19 protein-coding genes are annotated in these 18529 nt (G+C 71.2%); 7 read left to right on the forward strand and 12 right to left on the reverse strand.

Annotated elements, in window-relative coordinates; all coding sequences use genetic code 11:
* Positions 1–56: 56 nt before the first annotated feature.
* Positions 57–1205 (forward strand): NAD(P)/FAD-dependent oxidoreductase, encoded by a 1149-nt coding sequence (locus EDD27_RS09905; RefSeq protein WP_241563949.1) that lies wholly within the window; start codon positions 57–59, stop codon positions 1203–1205.
* Between the two features lie 51 nt (positions 1206–1256).
* On the opposite strand, the gene EDD27_RS09910 is transcribed toward EDD27_RS09905, so the two are convergent.
* From EDD27_RS09910 to EDD27_RS09920, 3 genes are all read right to left on the reverse strand, one after another.
* Complete coding sequence (locus tag EDD27_RS09910) at positions 1257–1451, reverse strand: DUF2795 domain-containing protein (RefSeq protein ID WP_127932130.1); 195 nt, start codon at positions 1449–1451, stop codon at positions 1257–1259.
* A gap of 20 nt (positions 1452–1471) precedes the next feature.
* Positions 1472–2368 carry a glycosyltransferase family 2 protein gene (locus EDD27_RS09915; protein WP_127932131.1) on the reverse strand — a complete coding sequence of 299 codons (897 nt, stop codon included), beginning with the start codon at positions 2366–2368 and terminating at the stop codon, positions 1472–1474.
* 135 nt (positions 2369–2503) lie between these two features.
* Positions 2504–3352, reverse strand: a complete 849-nt coding sequence (locus tag EDD27_RS09920) for a glycosyltransferase family 2 protein (RefSeq protein WP_164903551.1) — start codon at positions 3350–3352, stop codon at positions 2504–2506.
* Between the two features lie 117 nt (positions 3353–3469).
* On the opposite strand from EDD27_RS09920, the gene EDD27_RS09925 reads away from it, so the two are divergent.
* The 6 genes from EDD27_RS09925 (at position 3470) to EDD27_RS09950 (ending at position 10390) form a co-directional block, all read left to right on the forward strand.
* Positions 3470–4111, forward strand: coding sequence for a TetR/AcrR family transcriptional regulator (locus tag EDD27_RS09925; protein ID WP_127932132.1), 642 nt, complete (start codon positions 3470–3472; stop codon positions 4109–4111).
* Positions 4108–5469, forward strand: coding sequence for a carotenoid oxygenase family protein (locus EDD27_RS09930; RefSeq protein WP_127932133.1), 1362 nt, complete (start codon positions 4108–4110; stop codon positions 5467–5469). The genes EDD27_RS09925 and EDD27_RS09930 overlap by 4 nt, the downstream gene beginning before the upstream one ends.
* A 55-nt stretch (positions 5470–5524) precedes the next feature.
* The gene (gene cmk, locus EDD27_RS09935; protein WP_127932134.1) at positions 5525–6181 is read left to right on the forward strand and encodes a (d)CMP kinase; all 657 of its coding nucleotides are present in this window, start codon (positions 5525–5527) and stop codon (positions 6179–6181) included.
* Between the two features lie 40 nt (positions 6182–6221).
* Positions 6222–7613 carry a ribosome biogenesis GTPase Der gene (gene der / locus EDD27_RS09940; RefSeq protein WP_127932135.1) on the forward strand — a complete coding sequence of 464 codons (1392 nt, stop codon included), beginning with the start codon at positions 6222–6224 and terminating at the stop codon, positions 7611–7613.
* Between the two features lie 296 nt (positions 7614–7909).
* Positions 7910–9172 carry an aspartate--tRNA(Asn) ligase gene (aspS, locus tag EDD27_RS09945; RefSeq protein ID WP_127932136.1) on the forward strand — a complete coding sequence of 421 codons (1263 nt, stop codon included), beginning with the start codon at positions 7910–7912 and terminating at the stop codon, positions 9170–9172.
* A 102-nt stretch (positions 9173–9274) separates the two neighbouring features.
* Positions 9275–10390 (forward strand): PP2C family protein-serine/threonine phosphatase, encoded by a 1116-nt coding sequence (locus tag EDD27_RS09950; protein WP_206641329.1) that lies wholly within the window; start codon positions 9275–9277, stop codon positions 10388–10390.
* Here EDD27_RS09950 and EDD27_RS09955 read toward each other — a convergent pair.
* The 9 genes from EDD27_RS09955 to EDD27_RS09990 are packed head-to-tail and all read right to left on the reverse strand — an operon-like array spanning position 10374 to position 18431.
* Positions 10374–12161, reverse strand: a complete 1788-nt coding sequence (locus EDD27_RS09955; RefSeq protein ID WP_127932137.1) for an MFS transporter — start codon at positions 12159–12161, stop codon at positions 10374–10376. The two genes, EDD27_RS09950 and EDD27_RS09955, sit on opposite strands and share 17 nt — an antisense overlap.
* Entirely contained in the window at positions 12158–12808 is a 651-nt protein-coding gene (locus EDD27_RS09960) for an LppX_LprAFG lipoprotein (protein ID WP_127932138.1), read from the reverse strand. The genes EDD27_RS09955 and EDD27_RS09960 overlap by 4 nt, the downstream gene beginning before the upstream one ends.
* A gap of 59 nt (positions 12809–12867) precedes the next feature.
* The gene (locus EDD27_RS09965; protein WP_206641330.1) at positions 12868–13326 is read right to left on the reverse strand and encodes a MarR family winged helix-turn-helix transcriptional regulator; all 459 of its coding nucleotides are present in this window, start codon (positions 13324–13326) and stop codon (positions 12868–12870) included.
* 44 nt (positions 13327–13370) lie between these two features.
* Entirely contained in the window at positions 13371–13547 is a 177-nt protein-coding gene (locus EDD27_RS54065) for a hypothetical protein (RefSeq protein ID WP_164903552.1), read from the reverse strand.
* Positions 13548–13551: 4 nt separating this feature from the next.
* A complete protein-coding gene (locus tag EDD27_RS09970) occupies positions 13552–14145 on the reverse strand; it encodes a 4'-phosphopantetheinyl transferase family protein (RefSeq protein ID WP_127932140.1) in 594 nt (197 codons plus the stop codon).
* Positions 14146–14162: 17 nt separating this feature from the next.
* The gene (locus EDD27_RS09975; RefSeq protein WP_127932141.1) at positions 14163–15062 is read right to left on the reverse strand and encodes a hypothetical protein; all 900 of its coding nucleotides are present in this window, start codon (positions 15060–15062) and stop codon (positions 14163–14165) included.
* Positions 15059–16414, reverse strand: coding sequence for an MlaD family protein (locus EDD27_RS09980; RefSeq protein WP_127932142.1), 1356 nt, complete (start codon positions 16412–16414; stop codon positions 15059–15061). Before EDD27_RS09980 ends, EDD27_RS09975 begins: the two co-directional genes overlap by 4 nt.
* Positions 16411–17409 carry an MCE family protein gene (locus EDD27_RS09985; protein WP_127932143.1) on the reverse strand — a complete coding sequence of 333 codons (999 nt, stop codon included), beginning with the start codon at positions 17407–17409 and terminating at the stop codon, positions 16411–16413. The genes EDD27_RS09980 and EDD27_RS09985 overlap by 4 nt, the downstream gene beginning before the upstream one ends.
* Entirely contained in the window at positions 17406–18431 is a 1026-nt protein-coding gene (locus tag EDD27_RS09990) for an MCE family protein (protein WP_127932144.1), read from the reverse strand. The genes EDD27_RS09985 and EDD27_RS09990 overlap by 4 nt, the downstream gene beginning before the upstream one ends.
* Positions 18432–18529 lie beyond the last annotated feature (98 nt).

Below are 18529 nucleotides of genomic sequence, written 5' to 3' on the forward strand. Positions count from 1 at the left end.
TGTCACATCCGAGCCTCCTCGATACGTCCGTGCTGTGGATCGAGGAGGTAATGACAATGACCGACATTCTTGTTCTGGGCGGCGGTTACACCGGCATCGCCGCGGCCATCCGGGTCGCCGTCAGGACCCGCCGCATCGGCGGCCGGGTCACCCTGGTGAACGCCTCGGCGCGGTTCACCGAACGGCTCCGGCTGCACCAGACGGCGGCCGGTGAGAAGCTGGCGGATCATTCGCTGGAGGACGTGCTCTCGGGCACCGGCATCCGGTTCGTCCAGGGCCGGGTGGCCGGGCTCGACGTCGGGCGGCGCGAGGCACGGCTCGACGACGGGCGTGTGCTCGGCTACGACAAGCTGATCTACGCTCTCGGCACCGTCACCGACGTCTCGGTGCCCGGCGTGGCCGAGCACGCCCACGTCTACGACGACTACCAGGGCACCACGCGGCTCGCCGAGCGCCTCGCCGCGCTCGACCGCGGCACCGTCGTCGTCGCCGGCGGCGGGCTCACCGGCGTGGAGTCGGCCGCCGAACTGGCCGAGGCACACCCGGGCCTGCACGTCGTCCTGGTCACGCGGGGCCGGCCGGGCGCCATGATGGGCGAGAAGGCCCGCGCCTACCTGGACGCGGTGCTGGAGCGGCTCGGCGTCGAGGTACGCGCCGGCGTGGACGTCACCAAAGTCCTGCCCGACGCGGTCGAGCTGGCCGGCGGCGAGCTGATCCCCTCCGACGCCACCCTCTGGACGACGGGGACCAGAGGGCTGCCGGTGGCCGCGGAGTCCGGGCTGGTCGTCGACGAGCGCGGCAGGATCGTGGTCGATTCCGCGCTCCGCTCGGTGTCACACCCGGACGTGTACGCCGTCGGCGACGCCGCCGCGGTCACCCAGCCGTTCGGGGTGCTGCACGGCACCTGCCAGGGTGGCATCCCGACCGGGCTGCACGCGGCCGATTCCCTGGCCGCCACGCTGCGCGGCAAGACCCCCAAGCCGTTCCGGTTCGGATACATCCATCAGCCCGTCAGCCTCGGGCGGAAGGACGCGGTCATCCAGTTCACCCGGCCGGACGACAGCCCGCGCCGGTGGTTCCTGACCGGGCGGGCGGCGGTCGCGTACAAGGAGACGGTGTCCAGCAGCCCGATCACGACGTTCAGGCTGCTCAAGCGCGGTCTGGTGCCCGTCTGGGCGTTCGCGCTGACGGCCGGGCTCGCATGATCGACAAAGCGCGGCGGACGAGCCGGTGATCTCGCCCGCCGCGCCCCCACGTCATTTCTTGGTGACCGCCTGACTGACGGCGTTCGGGCCGTCGTACTCGCGGTCCGGCATGGACTCCAGGGCCTTGACGATGTCGTTTCCCGCTCCGTGGTCGCGGGCGGCCTTGACCAGATCGTCCTTGCTGGCGGGGTAGTTCACGCCGCTCAGGCATTTCTGCAGGTCGATCGGATTCGGTGCTGTACTCATGAGTGCCTGCTGCCCCCCGTTCACGAGACGTAACGGCGGGCCCGTGAGCCGGCCTGCGAGTCCTCCAGGCTGGCCAGCCTGGCCTCCACCCGCGGCGGCACGCGCCGCCGCTCGGCCAGCACCCACGGCAGGCCGCGCAGCGCGTCGAGCGCGGCCAGCGCCGAGACCCGGTCCCGCGGCACGGTCCTCGCCAGGTGCATGGTGCGCCGCAGGGCGGCGCCCACCGGCCGCCGCAGCCACGTGAACCACAACGTGTTACGCAGCCCGACGCGGCGCCTGGCGTGCGCGTCCCGGCTCCGCGACGCCTGATGGTGCACAGTCAGCTGCTCCAGGTAGCACAGCTCCCACCCGGCCGTCGCCAGGTCCACGGCCAGCAGTTCCTCCTCGCCGCCCAGCCACAGCCGGCGGTTGAACCCCCCGCACTCCAGGAACGCCTCCCGCCGCACCACCGACGCCCCGGCCAGGAAGCTGCCCAGCGCCGGCCCGGGAAGCCATGCAGGGCCGGGAACGGGGGAGTCGCGCAGTTCCACCACGATCGGGTCGTCGCGGCCGCCCGGCTCGGCCAGGATGCGGGCCGTGACGACGGCCAGCCGGGAGTGCGCGTCCAGCACGTCCGCTGCGCGTGACAGCGAGCCGGGCGCCCACCAGGTGTCGTCGTCGGCGAAGGCCACGTACGGCGTGCGCAGCCGTGCCACGCCCACGTTGCGCCCCACCGCCCCGAGGTTCTCGTGCAGGGCCACCACCTCCACCTCGGGGTAGGTGTCCGCGACGGCCTGGGCGGTACCGTCGTCGGAGCCGTTGTCCACCAGCACCACGTGCGGCCGCTCGGGCAGGCCCAGCAGCCTGCCGACCGAGGTCAGCGCCTCCTCCCGGCGGTTCCACGTGATCACGACCGCGCCGACGCGCTGATCACCCATCTCCCGTCACCCACTCCCGCTCGCCCTTGCTTCGGCTCCCGCCCTGCTCCCGCCCTGCTCCTGCCCCGCTTCCGTTTCGGCTCCCGTTCCAGCTTGTGGTGCGCCTGGCCCCTGTCCGGTCATGGAGAGCGCCGCTCAGCCATCGGCTCGCTCCAGCCTGCGCCGGGCGCGTTCCACCGCCGGCGGGAGTTCACGCCGTTCGGCCAGCGCGCGGGGGAGCCGGCGGACCGCCGTGCGCAGGCCCGCCCAGCCGGCAGGGCCGCCGCGCAGGGCGTCGAGGGACCGACGGGCCACCACGGGCCACGGCCGCCGCAGTACGGCGGTCAGTACAGCGTTACGCGCGGCCAGCGCCTGCCTGCCGCGCGGATCCCGTGCCGGCGACGGGTGGTGGTGCGCCACGACGTCGTCCACGTACGCCAGCCCCCACCCCCTCGCCGCCAGGTCCACGGCCAGCCGCTCCTCCTCCCCGAAGAAGAAGATGACGTCGTCGAACCCGCCCGCCTCCAGGAATGCCTCCCTGCGCACCACCGCCCCGCACGCCAGGAAGCCGAGCACGCTCGGCCCCGGCAGGTCGGGCTCCACGCCGAGGGGCGAGTTGCGCATCTGCTCCGACACCGGGTCCAGCCGCTCCTCCGGCCCCACCAGCACGCGTGCCCCCAGCACGGCCAGCCTCGGGTGCGCGTCCAGCACGTCGGCGGCCCGCTCCAGCGCGCCGGGCGCCCACCAGGAGTCGTCGTCGGCGAAGGCCACGTACGGGGTCTCGGCCAGCCGCACGCCGACGTTGCGCGCGGGCGCCCCCAGGTTCGTGCCCGCCTCGACGACCTGCACGTCGGGGAAGTGTTTCCGGACGAACGCCGCCGACCCGTCGGTCGAGCCGTTGTCGACGAGGATCACGGGGCGCGGATGCAGGGGGAGCGAGCGGGCCAGGGCCCGCAACCTGTCCTTGCTGGCCACCACGACCGTGACCCGCGCTCCATCTGTCACACGAGGTCACTTACCGGCAGGAACGCCCTTAGTCCTGCGGGGTGCTGTTGACAGTGCCAGCGGGGAGGCGTACAAAGGCGGTAACAGCGTTACCCAGAAGAAACGGCGTTACCAAGCATGGCGAGCACCGCATACCAGCAAGCGCAGCAGGAAGGGCAGGGCGTCGTCCGGGCGGTCATCCTCGACGCGGCGACGCATCTGCTCGTCACCGAGGGCCCGGCGGCCCTGACCGTGCGGCGCATCGCCGGCGAGGTCGGCTGCTCCACGAAGGTCATCTACACGCTGTTCGGCGGCAAGGACGGGCTCAGTGAGGCGCTGTGGCTGGAAGGGTTCGCCAGGTTCGAGCGGCGGCTGCTCGCCGTGCCCGTCCAGGACGACCTGCTGGCCTACCTGCGCGCCGGTCTGGAGGCCTACCGGGACTACGCCCTCGCCCAGCCCGACTACTACCGGGTCATGTTCCAGGGCGCCCTGCCGGGGCTGCAGCCGGGGCCCGAAGCCGTGGCGACGGCCAAGCACACGTTCGAGCTGCTCGTCCGCCGCGTCCAGGGCTGTCTGGAGCGAGGACTGCTACGCGGCGGCACCGCCGAGGAGATCGCCGACCTGCTGTGGATGGCGATCCACGGCGCGGTGAGCCTGGAGATCTCCGGCTTCTTCCATGAGCCCGAGGCGACGCGGCGCTACCGGGCGCTGTGCTCCTCGGTGCTCTCGCCGTTCCTGCTTCCCCCTGACCTTCCTCCCGACGAGAGGACCACGCCATGACGACCACACCCTTCAGGGGCGGCTTCGCCCCCGTGACCGAGGAGATCACGGCCTTCGACCTGGAGGTCACCGGGCGCATCCCGGCCGAGCTCAACGGCCGCTACCTGCGTAACGGTCCCAACCCGCTCAGCCTCGACGACCCGAGCGCGAGCCACCTGTTCATCGGCGAGGGCATGGTGCACGGCGTGCGGCTGCGCGACGGCCGCGCCGAGTGGTACCGCAACCGATGGGTCCGCAACGCCGCCGTCGCCCAGCGCCTCGGCGAGCAGCCCCGGCCGGGCCCCACGCACAGTGGCATGGATTTCGCGGCCAACACGCACGTCATCGGGCTGGCCGGGCGCACGTTCGCGACCGTGGAGGCGGGGGCGCTGCCGTACGAGCTGAGCTACGAGCTCGACACCATCGGCGCGTGCGACTTCGACGGCGGCCTGCCCGGCGGGTACGCCGCCCACACCCACGCCGACCCGGTCACCGGCGAGCTGCACGCCATGGCCTACTTCTTCGGCTGGGACCACCACCAGCACATCGTGATCGACGCCACGGGCAAGGTGACGCAGGTCAGGGACATCCCGATCGCCGACGCGCCGATGCTGCACGACTTCGCCCTCACCGAGCGATACGTCGTGATCTACGACCTGCCGGTCACCTTCAGCATGGCCCACGCCGAGAAGGGCATCGCGCTGCCGTACGCGTGGAACGAGGCCCACGGCGCCCGGGTCGGCCTCATGTCCCGCGCGACCGGCGAGGTGCGCTGGGCCGAGGTGGAGCCGTGCTGGGTGTTCCACACGCTCAACGCCTATGACGACGGCGACGAGGTGGTCGTGGACCTGGTGCGTTATCCGAAGCGGTTCGTGGACGCGCGGCTCGACCTGGGCGGCACGCCCACACTCGACCGGTGGCGGATCGACCCGCGCGCGGGCAAGGTCGTCCAGACGCGGCTGGACGACCGGGCGCAGGAGTTCCCGCGCATGGACGAGCGGCGTACCGGCCAGGCGTACCGCTACGGCTACACCGCGGCCACCCGTGACCTGATCGACGTGATCTACCCGGCTGACACCGAGCTGGAGGACCTGCCCGACGAGGCGTTCGACAACACGCTCATCAAGCACGACCTGGAGCGGGGTACGCAGGAGCAGCGGCAGTTCGGGCGCGGCGCCTACGTGGGGGAGCCGGTCTTCGTCGCCTCCGGCCAGGCCGAGGACGACGGTTACCTGCTCTTCTACGTCAACAACCCGGCCAGGGGAGCGGCTGACCTGGTGATCCTTTCCGTGCAGGACTTCACCGGCGAGCCGGTCGCCACCGTGCACCTGCCCGCCCGGGTGCCGCTCGGCTTCCACGGGAGCTGGATCGCCGACTGAGCTGGAGACGGTACCCTCGTCAAGTTGGACTGAAAAACGTGAAGAGGGAGAGACCGTGGCCGGACTGGTCGTCGCCATGGACGGCCCTTCGGGGTCGGGTAAGTCGAGCGTCTCGCGCGGGGTCGCCCGCGCGCTGGGCCTGCGCTACCTCGACACCGGGGCCATGTACCGCGCGATGACCTGGTGGATGCTCCAGCAGGGCGTCGATCTGGCCGACCCGGCCGCGATCGCGGCCCGCTGCGGCGAGCCGCGCATCGTCTCCGGCACCGACCCCGACGGCCCCACGATCCACGTCGACGACGTCGACGTGGCGGGGCCGATCAGGGAGACCGAGGTGACCGGCGCGGTCTCCGCCGTCGCCGCCGTTCCCGAGGTGCGGGTGCGCCTGGTCGCGCTGCAGCGGGAGATCATCGGCGCCGGCGACATCGTGGTCGAGGGCCGCGACATCGGCAGCGTCGTCTGCCCCGACGCCCCCGTCAAGGTCTACCTGACGGCCAGCCCGGAGGCGCGCGCCCAGCGGCGCAGCGCCGAGCTGGCCGGCACCACGGCGGAGGCGCAGCAGGAGGCCATGGCCAGGCGTGACACCCTGGACTCGACACGTAAGACGGACCCACTCTCGATGGCGGCTGGCGCCGTCGAGGTCGACACCACCGCGCTGACCCTGGAAGAGGTCATCGCGGAGGTGTTGAGGCTGGTCAAAGAGCGCACCTGACCCATGTCGGGTGCGGTACTCACATTAAGGATGAATATTCGTGACAACGGGGGACTGGGTCGAGGCAGAGCTCGACGAGCTTGAGATCACCGAGCACGGCGACGCGACGCCGCTGCCGGTCGTCGCCATCGTAGGACGGCCGAACGTCGGCAAGTCCACGCTGGTCAACCGCATCATCGGCCGCCGCGAGGCGGTCGTCGAAGACGTGCCGGGGGTCACCCGCGACCGCGTCACCTACGAGGCCAACTGGCGCGGCCGCCGCTTCACCGTGGTCGACACCGGCGGCTGGGACCCCGACGCCACCGGCATGAACCTGCGCATCGCCGAGCAGGCCCAGATCGCGGCCGAGCTGGCCGACGTGATCATGTTCGTGGTCGACGCCACGGTCGGCGCGACCGACGCCGACGAGATCGTGGGCTCGATCCTGCGACAGTCCGGCAAGCCGATTGTCCTGGCCGCCAACAAGGTCGACAACCAGCAGCTCGAGCTGGAGGCCGCCGGACTGTGGTCGCTCGGCCTCGGCGAGCCCTACCCGGTGTCGGCCCTGCACGGGCGCTCCAGCGGCGACCTGCTCGACGTGGTGCTCGACGCGCTGCCCGAGACGCCACAGGTCACGTTCGACGCCCAGCGCGGCCCCGCCAGGGTGGCGCTGCTCGGCAAGCCCAACGTGGGCAAGTCCTCGCTGCTCAACAAGCTGGCGGGGGAGGAGCGCGTGCTGGTCGACCCCATGGCCGGCACCACCCGCGACCCCGTGGACGAGCTGGTCGAGCTGGGCGGGCGCACCTGGCGCTTCGTCGACACGGCCGGCATCCGGCGGCGCGACCGCGAGCTGCAGGGCGCCGACTTCTACGCCGCCATGCGCACCCGCGCCGCGCTGGAGCGCTCGGAGGTGGCGATCGTGCTCATCGACGCCAGCGAGCCGCTCACCGAGCAGGACCTGCGCATCATCGGCCTGGTCATCGAGTCGGGGCGGGCCATGGTGGTCGCGTTCAACAAGTGGGACCTGGTCGACGAGGACCGCCGCTACTACCTGGAGAAGGAGATCGACCGGCAGCTCGTCCGCACGCCGTGGGCGCTGCGCGTCAACATCTCCGCCAAGACGGGCCGGCACGTGGACCGGCTGGTCCCGGCGCTGGAGAAGGCGCTTGACTCGTGGTCCACGCGGGTGCCGACGGCCCGGCTCAACGCGTTCCTGACCGAGCTGGTGCAGCAGACGCCGCCGCCGGTCCGGGGCGGCAAGCAGCCGAAGATCCTTTTCGCCACGCAGGCGTCGGTCGAGCCGCCCAAGTTCGTGCTGTTCACCTCCGGCTGGCTGGAGGACACCTACCGGCGCTTCGTCGAGCGGCGCATCCGCGAGGAGTTCGGCTTCGCCGGCTCGCCGATCGAGGTCACGATGAAGATCCGCGAGAAGCGGGCCAAGAAGGATAAATAGATCGCTGTGCCGGCGGCTCCTCGCGTACGATCTACCGCAAACGTCGAGGGAGACAAGTAGCCGCGGACCCGCGCGGGTCCAGAGAGCCGCCGGCAGCTGCGAAGGCGGCCCCGCGCCCCGCGGACGAAGACACTCCTGAGTGCGGGGAGGAAATGCCCCGCCGGTCTGACCCCCGTCATCGGGTCGTCGAGGCCGCCCCGCTCGCCGCGGGGCGGTGAAAGTGCGGTGGCACCGGGAGCAACCCTTCTCCCCCGCACTTCCAAGGGATCATGCACATCCTTCTTCAAGGGGTTGTAATGATCTCTCGTGTCATGACCGCGGAGCTCGCCGAGCACGCGGGTCAACGAGTGACGATCGCCGGCTGGGTCCATCGCCGCCGGCAGCTGAAATCCGTGTCCTTCCTCGTCGTCAGGGACCGCACCGGCCTGGCGCAGGTGGTCGCCGAGGGCGACCTGCCGGGCGAGGAGAACGTCGTCCAGGTCACCGGCACCGTGACCGCCAGTTCGCAGGCGCCGGGAGGCGTCGAGCTGGTCAAGCCGGAGATCGAGGTGCTGGCCGAGCCGGGCGCGCCGCCGCCGTTCGACCTCTATCGGCCGGTGGTGCCGGCGGCGCTGCCGACCATCCTGGACCACGCGCCGGTCGCGCTGCGCCACCCGCTGCTGCGGGCGCCGCTGGAGATCTCGGCCGCGAGCGTGGCCGGCTTCCGCGAGACGCTCGACCGGCTCGGCTTCACCGAGATCCACACCCCGAAGATCGTCGCCTCGGCCACCGAGTCCGGCGCGAACGTCTTCGGCATCGACTACTTCGGGCGGCCCGCGTACCTGGCGCAGTCGCCGCAGTTCTACAAGCAGACGATGGTGGGGGTCTTCGAGCGGGTGTACGAGGTCGGCCCGGTCTTCCGCGCCGAGCCGCACGACACCGTACGCCACCTGGCCCAGTACACCAGCCTCGACGCCGAACTCGGCTTCGTCGCCGGCCACCGGGACGTCATGGCGGTCCTGCGCGAGGCCGTGGCGGGCATGCTGGAGTCGGTACGCCGCCGCGCCGCCTCCGCCGTCTCGTCGCTCGGCGTGTCGTTGCCTGCCGTGCCCGCCGAGATCCCGGCCATCCACTTCACCGAGGCCCAGCGGATGACCTCGTCGGACGAGCCCGACCTGTCACCGGCGCAAGAACGCTGGTTGTCGGAGTGGGCGGTGCGGGAGCACGGGTCGGAGTTCCTGTTCGTGACCGGGTATCCCATGGCGAAGCGGCCCTTCTACACCCACCCCGACCCGGCGCGGCCCGGCTACTCCAACGGGTTCGACCTGCTGTTTCGAGGGCTGGAGCTGGTGACGGGCGGGCAGCGGCTGCACCGGCACGAGGACTACCTGACGGCGCTGGAGGAGCGCGGGGAGCCGGTGGAGCCGTACGAGGGATATCTGCAGGCGTTCCGGTACGGGATGCCGCCGCACGGCGGGTTCGCGCTGGGGCTGGAGCGGTGGACGGCGCGGCTGACGGGCGCCGCCAACATCCGCCAGACCACCGCCTTCCCCCGTGACCTGCACCGGCTCTCGCCCTAGGCCCCTCCGAGTGTCGCCTCGACACGGAATTCGACATCCACTAGAAAGGATCAAAGCCGGGATCTGGGGAAATGACGTGCGACGGACCCCAGAGGAATTCACGTGGTGTTCGACATCGGTTGTGGGATCGGGGCGCGGATGGACCCACCCTCCTCCAGGTGGCCGCGGTACGTCTGGTTCATACCGGCAGCCCTGATCGTCATCGGCACCGTCCTGAATATCCTGTCGCCGCGCGACTACTGGGGCGACTACCAGCTGGGTGCCGCGGTCGTGCTGGCCGGAGCACTGCTCTCGCTCCGGCACACGATCGCGGCCGGAGCGGCCCTTGTCCTGGTCGAGCTGGCACTGTTGATCAAGGACGGTTACTTCGGTCATGCCGCCGGCACCTACTCACTGATCAACGCGCTGTTCACCGCGCTCGTCGGCATCGGGGTGAACCGCGTGATCGCTCGCCATGGGCGCCGCCTGGAAGCGGTGCGTTCCGTCGCCGAGGCAGCCCAGCGTGCCGTGCTGCCCGCTCCGCCGGCGTGTGTCGGCCCGCTGGCGATCGCCGCCGTCTACAAGACCGCGCAGATCGAGGCCTTGATCGGCGGAGACGCGTACGCCGTGCAGGACACGCCGTACGGCACCAGGCTGCTGATCGCGGATGTGCGGGGCAAAGGCCTGGGCGCGGTCGGCACGGTGTCCGTCCTGCTGGGCGCATTCCGGGAGGCGGCAGACCGGGCACCCGACCTCGTGGTGCTGGCCGAGCGTATAGAGCGCGCACTGGTCAGGGAGGCCTCGTCGCGCGAGGAGAACGTCCGGATGGAAGGGTTCGTCACGGCGGTGCTCGGCGAGATCACGGCGGGCGCGGACCGTGTGCGGCTGCTCAACTGCGGCCACCCCTCGCCGTATCTCCTCGAGGGCGACACGGTGTCCTCGCTGGATCCAGGCGAGCCGAGTCTTCCCATGGGCATGAGCAGCCTGGATGTGCCGCGGGCCGCGCCCAAGGACTGGCCGTTCCCGACCGGGGGCACGCTCCTGCTGGTCACCGATGGGGTGACGGAGGCCCGAGACCGCTCCGGCACGTTCTACGACCCGGCGAGCCGGCTCGCCGGGCGGGGCCCGTTCCAGAAGCCGGACGAGGTGGTCCAGGTCCTGGTACGTGACGTCGAGCGCTGGACCGGCGGTCCGCGCGATGACGACATGGCGATTCTGGCGATCACCCGGTGCGGCTGATGTCCATGTCCGTTGTGCGGGGCATCAACAGCGCGACAGCCGCGCCCAGCAGGCAGATGAACGCCGTGACCAGGAACATCTCCGTGTATTCGGTGTGCAGCGCCGCCTGCACCTTCGCGGTGTAGTCGGCCAGCCGCCGCTGGTAGGTCTCCGCGTCCACGCCGAACGGGAGCGGCGTGTCCAGATGGGCGGTCAGCGATTGGAACCGGTAGAAACCCCACGCCGACACGGCAGCGATGCCGATCAGCATGCCCATCATCCTGGCCACCACGACCGCCGCCGACGCCACCCCGTGCTGGGTCGCCGGGCTCACCCGCAACACCGCGGAGGAGACCGGGGCGATGACCACGCCGAGGCCCAGCCCGGCCACGACCAGGTCGGCGTCCACGACGAGTCCCGCGCCTGCCAGGTCCAGCGGCCAGCGGCTCATCAGCCAGTAGCCGATCGCCGCGACCGCCATGCCCGCCACCGCTACGGCCCGCTCGCCCAGCTTGCGGGCCAAGAGGCCGCCGAGCAGCGCGCCGACGGTCAGCGCCGCCAGGAACCTGGCCAGCACCAGCGCCGCGCCCAGGTCTTCCTCGCCGAGCAAGGTCTGCGCGATGAGCGGGACGAACACCATCGTCACCAGGAGCGCGGCGCCGGCGAGGAAACTCACCCCCAGGGTGGCCAGCAGCGGGCCCCTGCGGGTGCCGGACAGGTCGAGGAGGCGTGTGGGGGAGCGGATCTCCCACCAGACGAAGATTCCGGCAACCACCGCTCCTGCCGCGATCACGGGCAGCCCCCACTGCGGCAGGAGGGCTTTGGCCGGGTCGGGGTTGTAGAGGCCGATCACCAGGAGCGCGAGCGCTACCGCCAGCAACACCCCGCCGACCACATCGACCCGCCCGGCTGGGTGGTGGGCGGGCGCGGGCTCACCCACCACGCGCCTCGGGCGCTCCGCCGCGCCCGCCGAGTCGGCCGGGACGCTTGCCGCGGCGGCGGGGGCGGCGACCGGCTCCGCCACGGTGGCCGGGGTGCTGGTCGCCCCAGCGTCGACTGCCGGGTCGGCGGCTCCCTCTGTCGCGGTTGCCGGGGTGCCCGTTGTCCTCGTGGTGACTGCCGGGTCCGCTGCAGGCGACGCCGGCCCCGGAGAGGGGGCGAGTCGGTCTGTTGCGCGAGCGGTCGTGGTGGGTGTGGGGCGGCCGGCGACGGTCAGCTGGACCGCCACCGCCGCCAGCGCCGCCAGAGGCACGTTGATCCAGAAGATGGAGTGCCAGCCACCCAGCTCAATCCCTGCCACCAGGGTGCTGGGGATCAAGGCGAGCAGACCGCCGTACAGCGGGCCGAGCGCGCTCCCCAGTTCCTGGGCCGCTCCCACCGCCCCCAACGCCAGGGGACGCTCGTGCTCGTCCCACAGGTCGCCGATCAACGCCATTGTGATCGGCAGCAGCGCCCCGCCGGCGATCCCCTGCACGGTACGCCCGGCGACCACCATCACCTCGCCCGACGCCAGCGCCGTCAGCACCGACCCGATCGCGAACGCCGCCAGGCAGGCGTGGATGAGCGGCCGCCGCCCGTACCGGTCGGAGAGCTGGCCGAGCAGCGGCATCGCCGCGACATATCCGAGGAGGAACCCGGTGACGATCGGCGTGGCTCGCTGCAGCCGGTTCAGTGGGATGCCCACGTCCCTGGCGATGGGGAGGAGGACGGTCGTCACCACGTACGCGTCGAGCGCGGCCAGCAGCACCACCGCGCCCCCGGCGCCGAGCGCGACCCGGCGGGCGGACCTCATCCGGCGGCGGGCGGCGTGATCGTGACCGGTGCGTCGTAGTCGCTGAACGACACCGTCACCGTGCCGTCCTGCAACGGCAGGCTGGCCTTGGTGAGCCTGCTGGTGGCCTGGTCGACCCACACCTTGCCGTTGACGCCCTGCGTGACGCCCGGGACGATCTGACCGACCACCTGCCCGGGGAACGTCGTGGCGACCCGGTACGAGCCGTCCTCCACCGCCTCCACCTTCGGGTCCGTGGCCGAGGACAGCAGCTGCGCGATGCCCTTGGTCGGCTCGAGGATGACCGACGGGTCGTAGAACTGCGCCAGCTGCTGCCTGGTCATCTTCTGGAAGCCGCCCGTCGGGCCCTTGAAGTGCACGGTGTCCCCGACCAGGGCGAACGTGACCTCCTGCAGGTTGCCCAGGATGTCGATCGTGATCGTGCCGTCGGCGTCACCCCCGGCGGTGAGCCGGCCGTCGGCCTTCTTGAGCGGCACCTTCGGCTTGCCCTCCGTGGAGATGGAGAAGGTGGCCGACTTGACCGTCTTCATGGCCTCCGAGGCCTTCTTCATCAGGTCGGGGCCGGCGGGCAACTCGGCTCCACCGCCGCCCGGCGAGCACGCCGACGCCAGCGCGAGAACGGCCACGATCAGAAGCTTTCTGAGCATGCCCGGATCGTAGCGAGCGCCTGGGAACGCCGTGTGCCGTCGCGGATATCGGTTGTATGTCAGCGCAGCTTCTTGAGGTGTTCCACGATCGGCGCGAACGCCGCCTCGATCTGGTTGAGCTGGTCATCGGTGAGCCGGTCGACGAAGTGCTCCCGCACGCCCGCCACGTGGTCCGGTGCCACCCGCTGGATCGTCTCCCAGCCCTCGTCCGTCAGCACCGCGAACGTGCCCCGCCGATCGTCCCGGCAGTCCTCCCTGGTCACCAGCCCCTTGGCCTCCATGCGGGAGATCTGGTGCGACAGCCGGCTGCGCGACTGGATCGTCGCGTCCGCCAGGTCGCTCATGCGCATGCGACGGTCCCGGCTCTCGGACAGGTTGACGAGGATCTCGTAGTCGTTCAACGAGAGGGAGTGCTCCTGCAGCTCGCGGTCGAGCCGGTGCATGAGCAGCTTGTGCAGCGCCAGATGCGTGCGCCAGGCACGCTGTTCGGCGGGAGAAAGCCAGCGAGGCGCGCTCATGATCTCCAATCTATCGCACGTCACCGACCCGGCCGCGGCTCGGCCTAGGTGAACGCCATGACGATCGCGACCCCCACGACGTGCATGAGGACGACGGCCGCGATCAAAGAGATGAACACGAACTTGGCCGGCCCGTGCTCGAAGGTCTTGCCCTCCTCGAGCGGCCTGCGCCTGGCCATGCGGTCGGCGATCCGCTCCTCGACCGATTTCTTGTAGAACACGGCTTCAGCCTAGTCGCGGGATGGGCAGCCTCCTGACCGGGGCGTCCGCGATGACGGCCACCCTGATGCCGGGTTCGGCACGCCACTCCAGCAGATGCCGGCCGTCGAGGCCGGCGCCGCCCTCGTTGAGCCGGTCGAGCGTCAACTCGCCGCGTTTGATCAGGGCCTCCTTGCGCGTCCAATGCCTGATCAGGTCGTCGTTCCCGGTGACCAGCGCACGCTCGCCGGGCGTGAGGACGTGGTCGGCCAGCGCCTTGTCCAGCGGTCCCGCCGGCACGCGCTCGGCGTCCACGCCGACCTTGCCCCGGCCGGCCGCGGCGCACACGTACCCGCGGGTGTGGCTGAAGCTGAGGCCGAGCTCGGGGTCCTGCTCGAGGTACGGCCTGCCGTGGCCGGGGCCGTGCACGTCGCAGTGCTGCAGCAAGGTCAACTCGCCGGGTTCGGCGCCGAGCACGGCGGCGGCGCAGAGGCGGGCGAGGAGGTGGGCGGCGACGAAGCTGGCCCGGTCCTCGGGGAACCTGAAGTGGTCCGCCCGCTCCCGCTCCACGGCGGTGAGCCAGTCCTCCGGGGCGCGCACCTCGTCGGGGCGGCCGCCCATCGCGACCGGGTCGATGGTCAGTCCTTCTTCTGGTCGCCGCCGTCGAGGTTGTACTGGTCCTCGGAGGCCGCGCCGAGCACGGTCACGTCATGGACCTTCCAGATGCCCTTTTCCTTCACAAGAGAGATCTTAAGGTGCGAATCCTTCACCGAGCGGATCGCTTCTGAGGTGTTCACCTGTTGATCGACCACGACGATGGCGTGCGCGGTGGCTTCGTCCACGTCGGCCAGGTACACCTTGCGCACGGTGGCCTGTGAGACGGCCTTGAGCTTCACGATGACCTGCGCCATCGCGCCGCCGAACGCGGTGTCGTAGGTGGCCAGGAAATCGCCCGTGGCCTGGGCGGTGAGGGTCGCCCGGGTGGTCTGGAGGTCCCGGTAGTCGTAGCTGAGCAGGGCCTTGCTGAAGGCGCTCGCCGCGCCCGACACCTCCAGTCGCAGTGCCCGCTCGGTCTCCAGCTTGGCCCGCGCGTCCTCGGCCTGACCGGCGGCGACCCACTGCAACACGGCGGTCGCCGCCACGGCGGCCACCAGCATGGCGGCCAGCGCCCCGGCGATCCGAGCCCGGGTCACCCGCCCGACCCGGCTCCCGCGGCCACCCCCGGCCGGCTGCCCGCCCTGGCTCTCGTCGCCGCGCTCGGCCGGCCGCCCGTCGTCGGAGGGCGCGTCGTCGGGCGGCGCGCTGGTGTCCGCGGGCAGCGTGTCGTCCGGTGCCGTGGACGCCGCTGGACGCTTGCCGTCCGGCCCCTCATCCGCCTGCCGGGTGTCGTCATCCGTCGCGGCGGAGGCGGCGACGTCGGGAACATCCTCGGTGGCGGGTGAGGTGGCGGGCTCGTCGGCGCCGGTCGCGTCGGTGAGGTCCTGTCCGGAGGTCGCGAGGTCCTGTTCGGGGATCACGAGGTCCTGTTTGGGGGTCAAGGCGACTCCTCACGGCGGCGGGCTGCCCTGCCCGCCGCGGTCCAGCCCACGATGCCACCACATGCCACGACGGCGAGGAATATCGCGACAATCAGCGGGACGGGGTTCGGTGTGGTGCGGGATGACGCGGCGCCGGTGGCGGCCACGCCGCTGGGCGACGTCTCGGTGACGTCCTCGGCTTTCTCGGTTTTCTCGGTCTTCCCGGGCTGAGCGGTCTTCTTCGCCTCGGGCCGCGGCGACGCGGCGGCGTCCTGGCGGCGGTCGGTGCCGCGATCGGCGACGTCCTCGGCCGGATCGGACGCAGGCGCGCGATCGGGGCAGGCACGCAGGCGAGGCACCGTAGGCGGACCCACCGGCCCCGCGTACTCCTCGGCAGGCGTCGGCCCGCCCGGCACGCTGAAGATGAACGCCGCCTTCCCGTAGACGGTGCCGTCGCGCCGGTCGCTGATGTCGTCGGCCAGGCTCAGCGCGGTCGGCACGATGGTCAGCAGGTGGTGCACGTTCCGCTCGGTCTCCGGCGAGAACGCCGGACGGTGCGGCAGCCCCGCCGCCGTCAGCAGGCACGAGAACCCCGGCCTGGACGTCCTGATCGCCGCGTCGAGCTGCGCGAACACCCCAGGACCGTGGTCGAGGATGGCGTTCAGGTCGGTACGTGACGCGCGAAGCGTGGCCGTCACCGTGCTGAGGTCCGTGATCCCGGACGCCAGCTTCTCCCGCTTGCCCGCCAGCGTGTGCGTGAGCCGGGTGAGCTGCACCGACAGGTCGTCGAGCACGTCGGCGTTGTCGGCCAGCGTGTCGGTGAGCGTGTGGGCGTCGTCGATGAGGTTCCTGATCGCCGGCGCCCGGCCGTCCAGCGCGACCGCCAGCTCATGCGTGATCGTCTTGGCGTCCTGCGGTGGCACCGCGTTCAGGAGCTTGCCGACGCCCTCGAACAACTTCTTGTAGTCGAGCGGGACGGACGTCTTGGCGAGCGGGATCGTGTCCCCGGCCGCGAGTGACGGCCCTCTGACGCCGGTGGCCGGGGGCGACAGCTCCACGTACGGCTCCCCGATGGCGGACTTGCGCCGCACCTCGGCCGTGACGCCCTTCGGCAGCTTGATCTCCTTGTCGATGTCGAGGCTCACGACGATCTTGCCGGGCGCCAGCCGCACATCACCGATCTTGCCGACCCGTACCCCCAGGTAAGCCACGTCGAAGCCGCGCACGAGGCCGGGCGAGGACATGAACTCCGCCGACACCCGGTACGGCCGTTCGATCGCATCGAGCCGGATGATCGTGCTGAACGCCCAGATCGTCATCACGATCCCCAGCGCCACGAAGAATCCCAGGTTCAGATAAATCCGGTTTTTCATCGTGGCGGCTCCAGCAGCAGGCGGAAGTCCTCGACCACGTTGGGTCGCGGCCCCTCATTGGACCTTTGGGGCAGCAGCACACCCTTCAGCCAGACGTAGATCAAGACCTGCCCGTTGGCCGTGATCGGCGGCGCGTCGAGGAACGTCTGAACCTTCGCCACCAGCGCCTTCAGATCCTCCTTGCCCCGCTGCATCGAGGACGAGATGGCCTCCAGTTCGCGCAGCAGCGTACGCAGCCGCGCGGCATGGCGCGGGTAGACGGTGAGGTTGGCCTCCCTGGCCAGCTTGGTCAGCGCGACGACGGCCTTCTTGATGTGCTTGCGCCCGTGCACCACCCGCGAGGTGGCCGCGGCGAGCGTGCCCGGCAGCCGGTCCAGCTCGTTGCTGCCCTTGGCGAGGTCGTCGCCCAGCTTGGCCAGCGCGTCGATGGTGGTGGCCAGGTCGGCGCGGGCCGCGGAGTAGGCGTCGGTGACCTCGGCAGTCTGCTTGATCAGCTTGTTGACGTCGTCGCCCTGCCCGGCGAACGCGGTGGAGGCGGCGTCCAGGATGGCGTTGACGTCCTGCGCGCCGAGCGCCTCGATGAGCGGCCCGGCTTTCGCGGTGACCTGCTCGATGTCCGGCTCGACCGACGTGTCGGCGATGGTGGCGCCATTGGCCAGGTACGGCCCCGTGGACAGGTCCTTGCCCTCCGGCGGGGTGAGCAGCACGTAGTTCTCGCCCAGGACCGAGGTCTTGGCCACCGTCGCCGTGCTGCCCTGGGGCAGGCGGTGCTCCGACTTGATCGACATCGTCACTCTGGCCCGGTAGCCCTGCAGCCGGATCTCGGTGACCGTGCCGACCCGCACGTCGGCGATCTGCACGCTGTGCCCGGCCACCAGGCTCTGCACGTCGTCGAAGACCGCGTGCAACGTGAGGTCGCCGGTGGTCGCGCCGAGCGTCTGCAGCGAGCACGACGCGGTGACGGCCAGCGCGAGCGCCGCGGCGAAGGCCCTCATGGCCGCCTCCCCTGCCGCTCGAAGGGACAGTTGCTCATTCCGCCCGGCAGGCACGGCACCCGCCCCAGGTTCAGCGCCTCGAACAGCGGCGTCAGCCATGCCCGCGTCATCGCGTTGAGCACGACGCGGATCTTCAGCACGTGCTGCTTCCTGTCCCACGCGTCGATGATCACGTCGGCGAAGTCGGCCGCGCCCTTGACGGCCTGCGCCATGGACGCGCTGTTGGCCCGGACCGTCAGCACCAGCTCCGCCAGCGTGCCCGCGGCCTGCGGCAGGCGTTCCGCGTACTGCTCGATGATCACGTCGCCACGCCGGACGAACTCGGCCATGCTGGAGACGAAGCCGCGCAGCCGCCGCCGCTCCTCGGCCAGGATCGCGCTGGCCTCGGAGAAGGCGTCGATCGCGCCCGTCACCTGGCTCTCGCGTTCGTTGAGCGTGGTCGCCAGCCTGTTCAGGCCCTTGGCCAGGTCGATGAGCTGCTGGTCCTGCTTGGCGAGGGTGCCGGTGAGATCGGCGGTGTCGGCGATCGCGTTGTTGATGGTCTTGCCGCGGCCCCTGACCCCGTCGGCCAGGTCTCCGGCCACGTCGCCCAGCTTTTCGTCGTCGAGCGCGTCGGTCAGCTTGGTGAACGCGTCGAGCGCGTCGTCGATCTCCACCGGCAGGTCGGTGCGCTCCAGCGGGATGGTCGTCCCGGGCGCGATCTTCGCGTCGCCGGGTTTCCACGGGGGGTAGAGGACGACGTTGCGCTCGCCCAGGGTGTTCTGGGGCGCGACCACGGCCTTCACGTCGGCAGGGAGCGGCACGTCCCGGTCCACCCGCAGCCCGACCCGCACCTTGTCGCCGTCGATGCGGATGCTGTCCACGTACCCGGCGTCGAGGCCCATCACCTTGATCCGCGCCTCTTCGTACAGGGAGGGCGCCTTGCTGAAGATCGCCACCAGCCGGTACGGCTCCGCTCCCAGCACGGAGCACCCGGACGCCAGGAACGCCCAGGCGATCAGCACCGCTGCCAGCCGCCTCATCGGGCCTCCCCTCCGCGGGACGGGCGGACACCCCTGGAGCCGACACGGCTGGTCGGCCAGGGTCCGTGGCCGGGAAAGCCGGGCCGCGTGCACGGGGA

This window comes from Nonomuraea polychroma (assembly GCF_004011505.1).
GTDB classification, from domain to species: domain Bacteria; phylum Actinomycetota; class Actinomycetes; order Streptosporangiales; family Streptosporangiaceae; genus Nonomuraea; species Nonomuraea polychroma.

Excerpts from the sequence above, each read along its gene's own strand:
- aspS (WP_127932136.1), top strand. The coding sequence starts at position 7,910 with ATGATCTCTCGTGTCATGACCGCGGAGCTCGCCGAGCACGCGGGTCAA.
- EDD27_RS09955 (WP_127932137.1), bottom strand. The coding sequence starts at position 12,161 with ATGAGGTCCGCCCGCCGGGTCGCGCTCGGCGCCGGGGGCGCGGTGGTG.
- EDD27_RS09965 (WP_206641330.1), bottom strand. The coding sequence starts at position 13,326 with ATGAGCGCGCCTCGCTGGCTTTCTCCCGCCGAACAGCGTGCCTGGCGC.
- EDD27_RS09925 (WP_127932132.1), top strand. The coding sequence starts at position 3,470 with ATGGCGAGCACCGCATACCAGCAAGCGCAGCAGGAAGGGCAGGGCGTC.
- EDD27_RS09985 (WP_127932143.1), bottom strand. The coding sequence starts at position 17,409 with ATGAGGGCCTTCGCCGCGGCGCTCGCGCTGGCCGTCACCGCGTCGTGC.
- EDD27_RS09910 (WP_127932130.1), bottom strand. The coding sequence starts at position 1,451 with ATGAGTACAGCACCGAATCCGATCGACCTGCAGAAATGCCTGAGCGGC.
- EDD27_RS09905 (WP_241563949.1), top strand. The coding sequence starts at position 57 with ATGACCGACATTCTTGTTCTGGGCGGCGGTTACACCGGCATCGCCGCG.
- EDD27_RS09970 (WP_127932140.1), bottom strand. The coding sequence starts at position 14,145 with ATGGGCGGCCGCCCCGACGAGGTGCGCGCCCCGGAGGACTGGCTCACC.
- EDD27_RS09915 (WP_127932131.1), bottom strand. The coding sequence starts at position 2,368 with ATGGGTGATCAGCGCGTCGGCGCGGTCGTGATCACGTGGAACCGCCGG.
- EDD27_RS09960 (WP_127932138.1), bottom strand. The coding sequence starts at position 12,808 with ATGCTCAGAAAGCTTCTGATCGTGGCCGTTCTCGCGCTGGCGTCGGCG.
- EDD27_RS09930 (WP_127932133.1), top strand. The coding sequence starts at position 4,108 with ATGACGACCACACCCTTCAGGGGCGGCTTCGCCCCCGTGACCGAGGAG.
- EDD27_RS09990 (WP_127932144.1), bottom strand. The coding sequence starts at position 18,431 with ATGAGGCGGCTGGCAGCGGTGCTGATCGCCTGGGCGTTCCTGGCGTCC.
- EDD27_RS09980 (WP_127932142.1), bottom strand. The coding sequence starts at position 16,414 with ATGAAAAACCGGATTTATCTGAACCTGGGATTCTTCGTGGCGCTGGGG.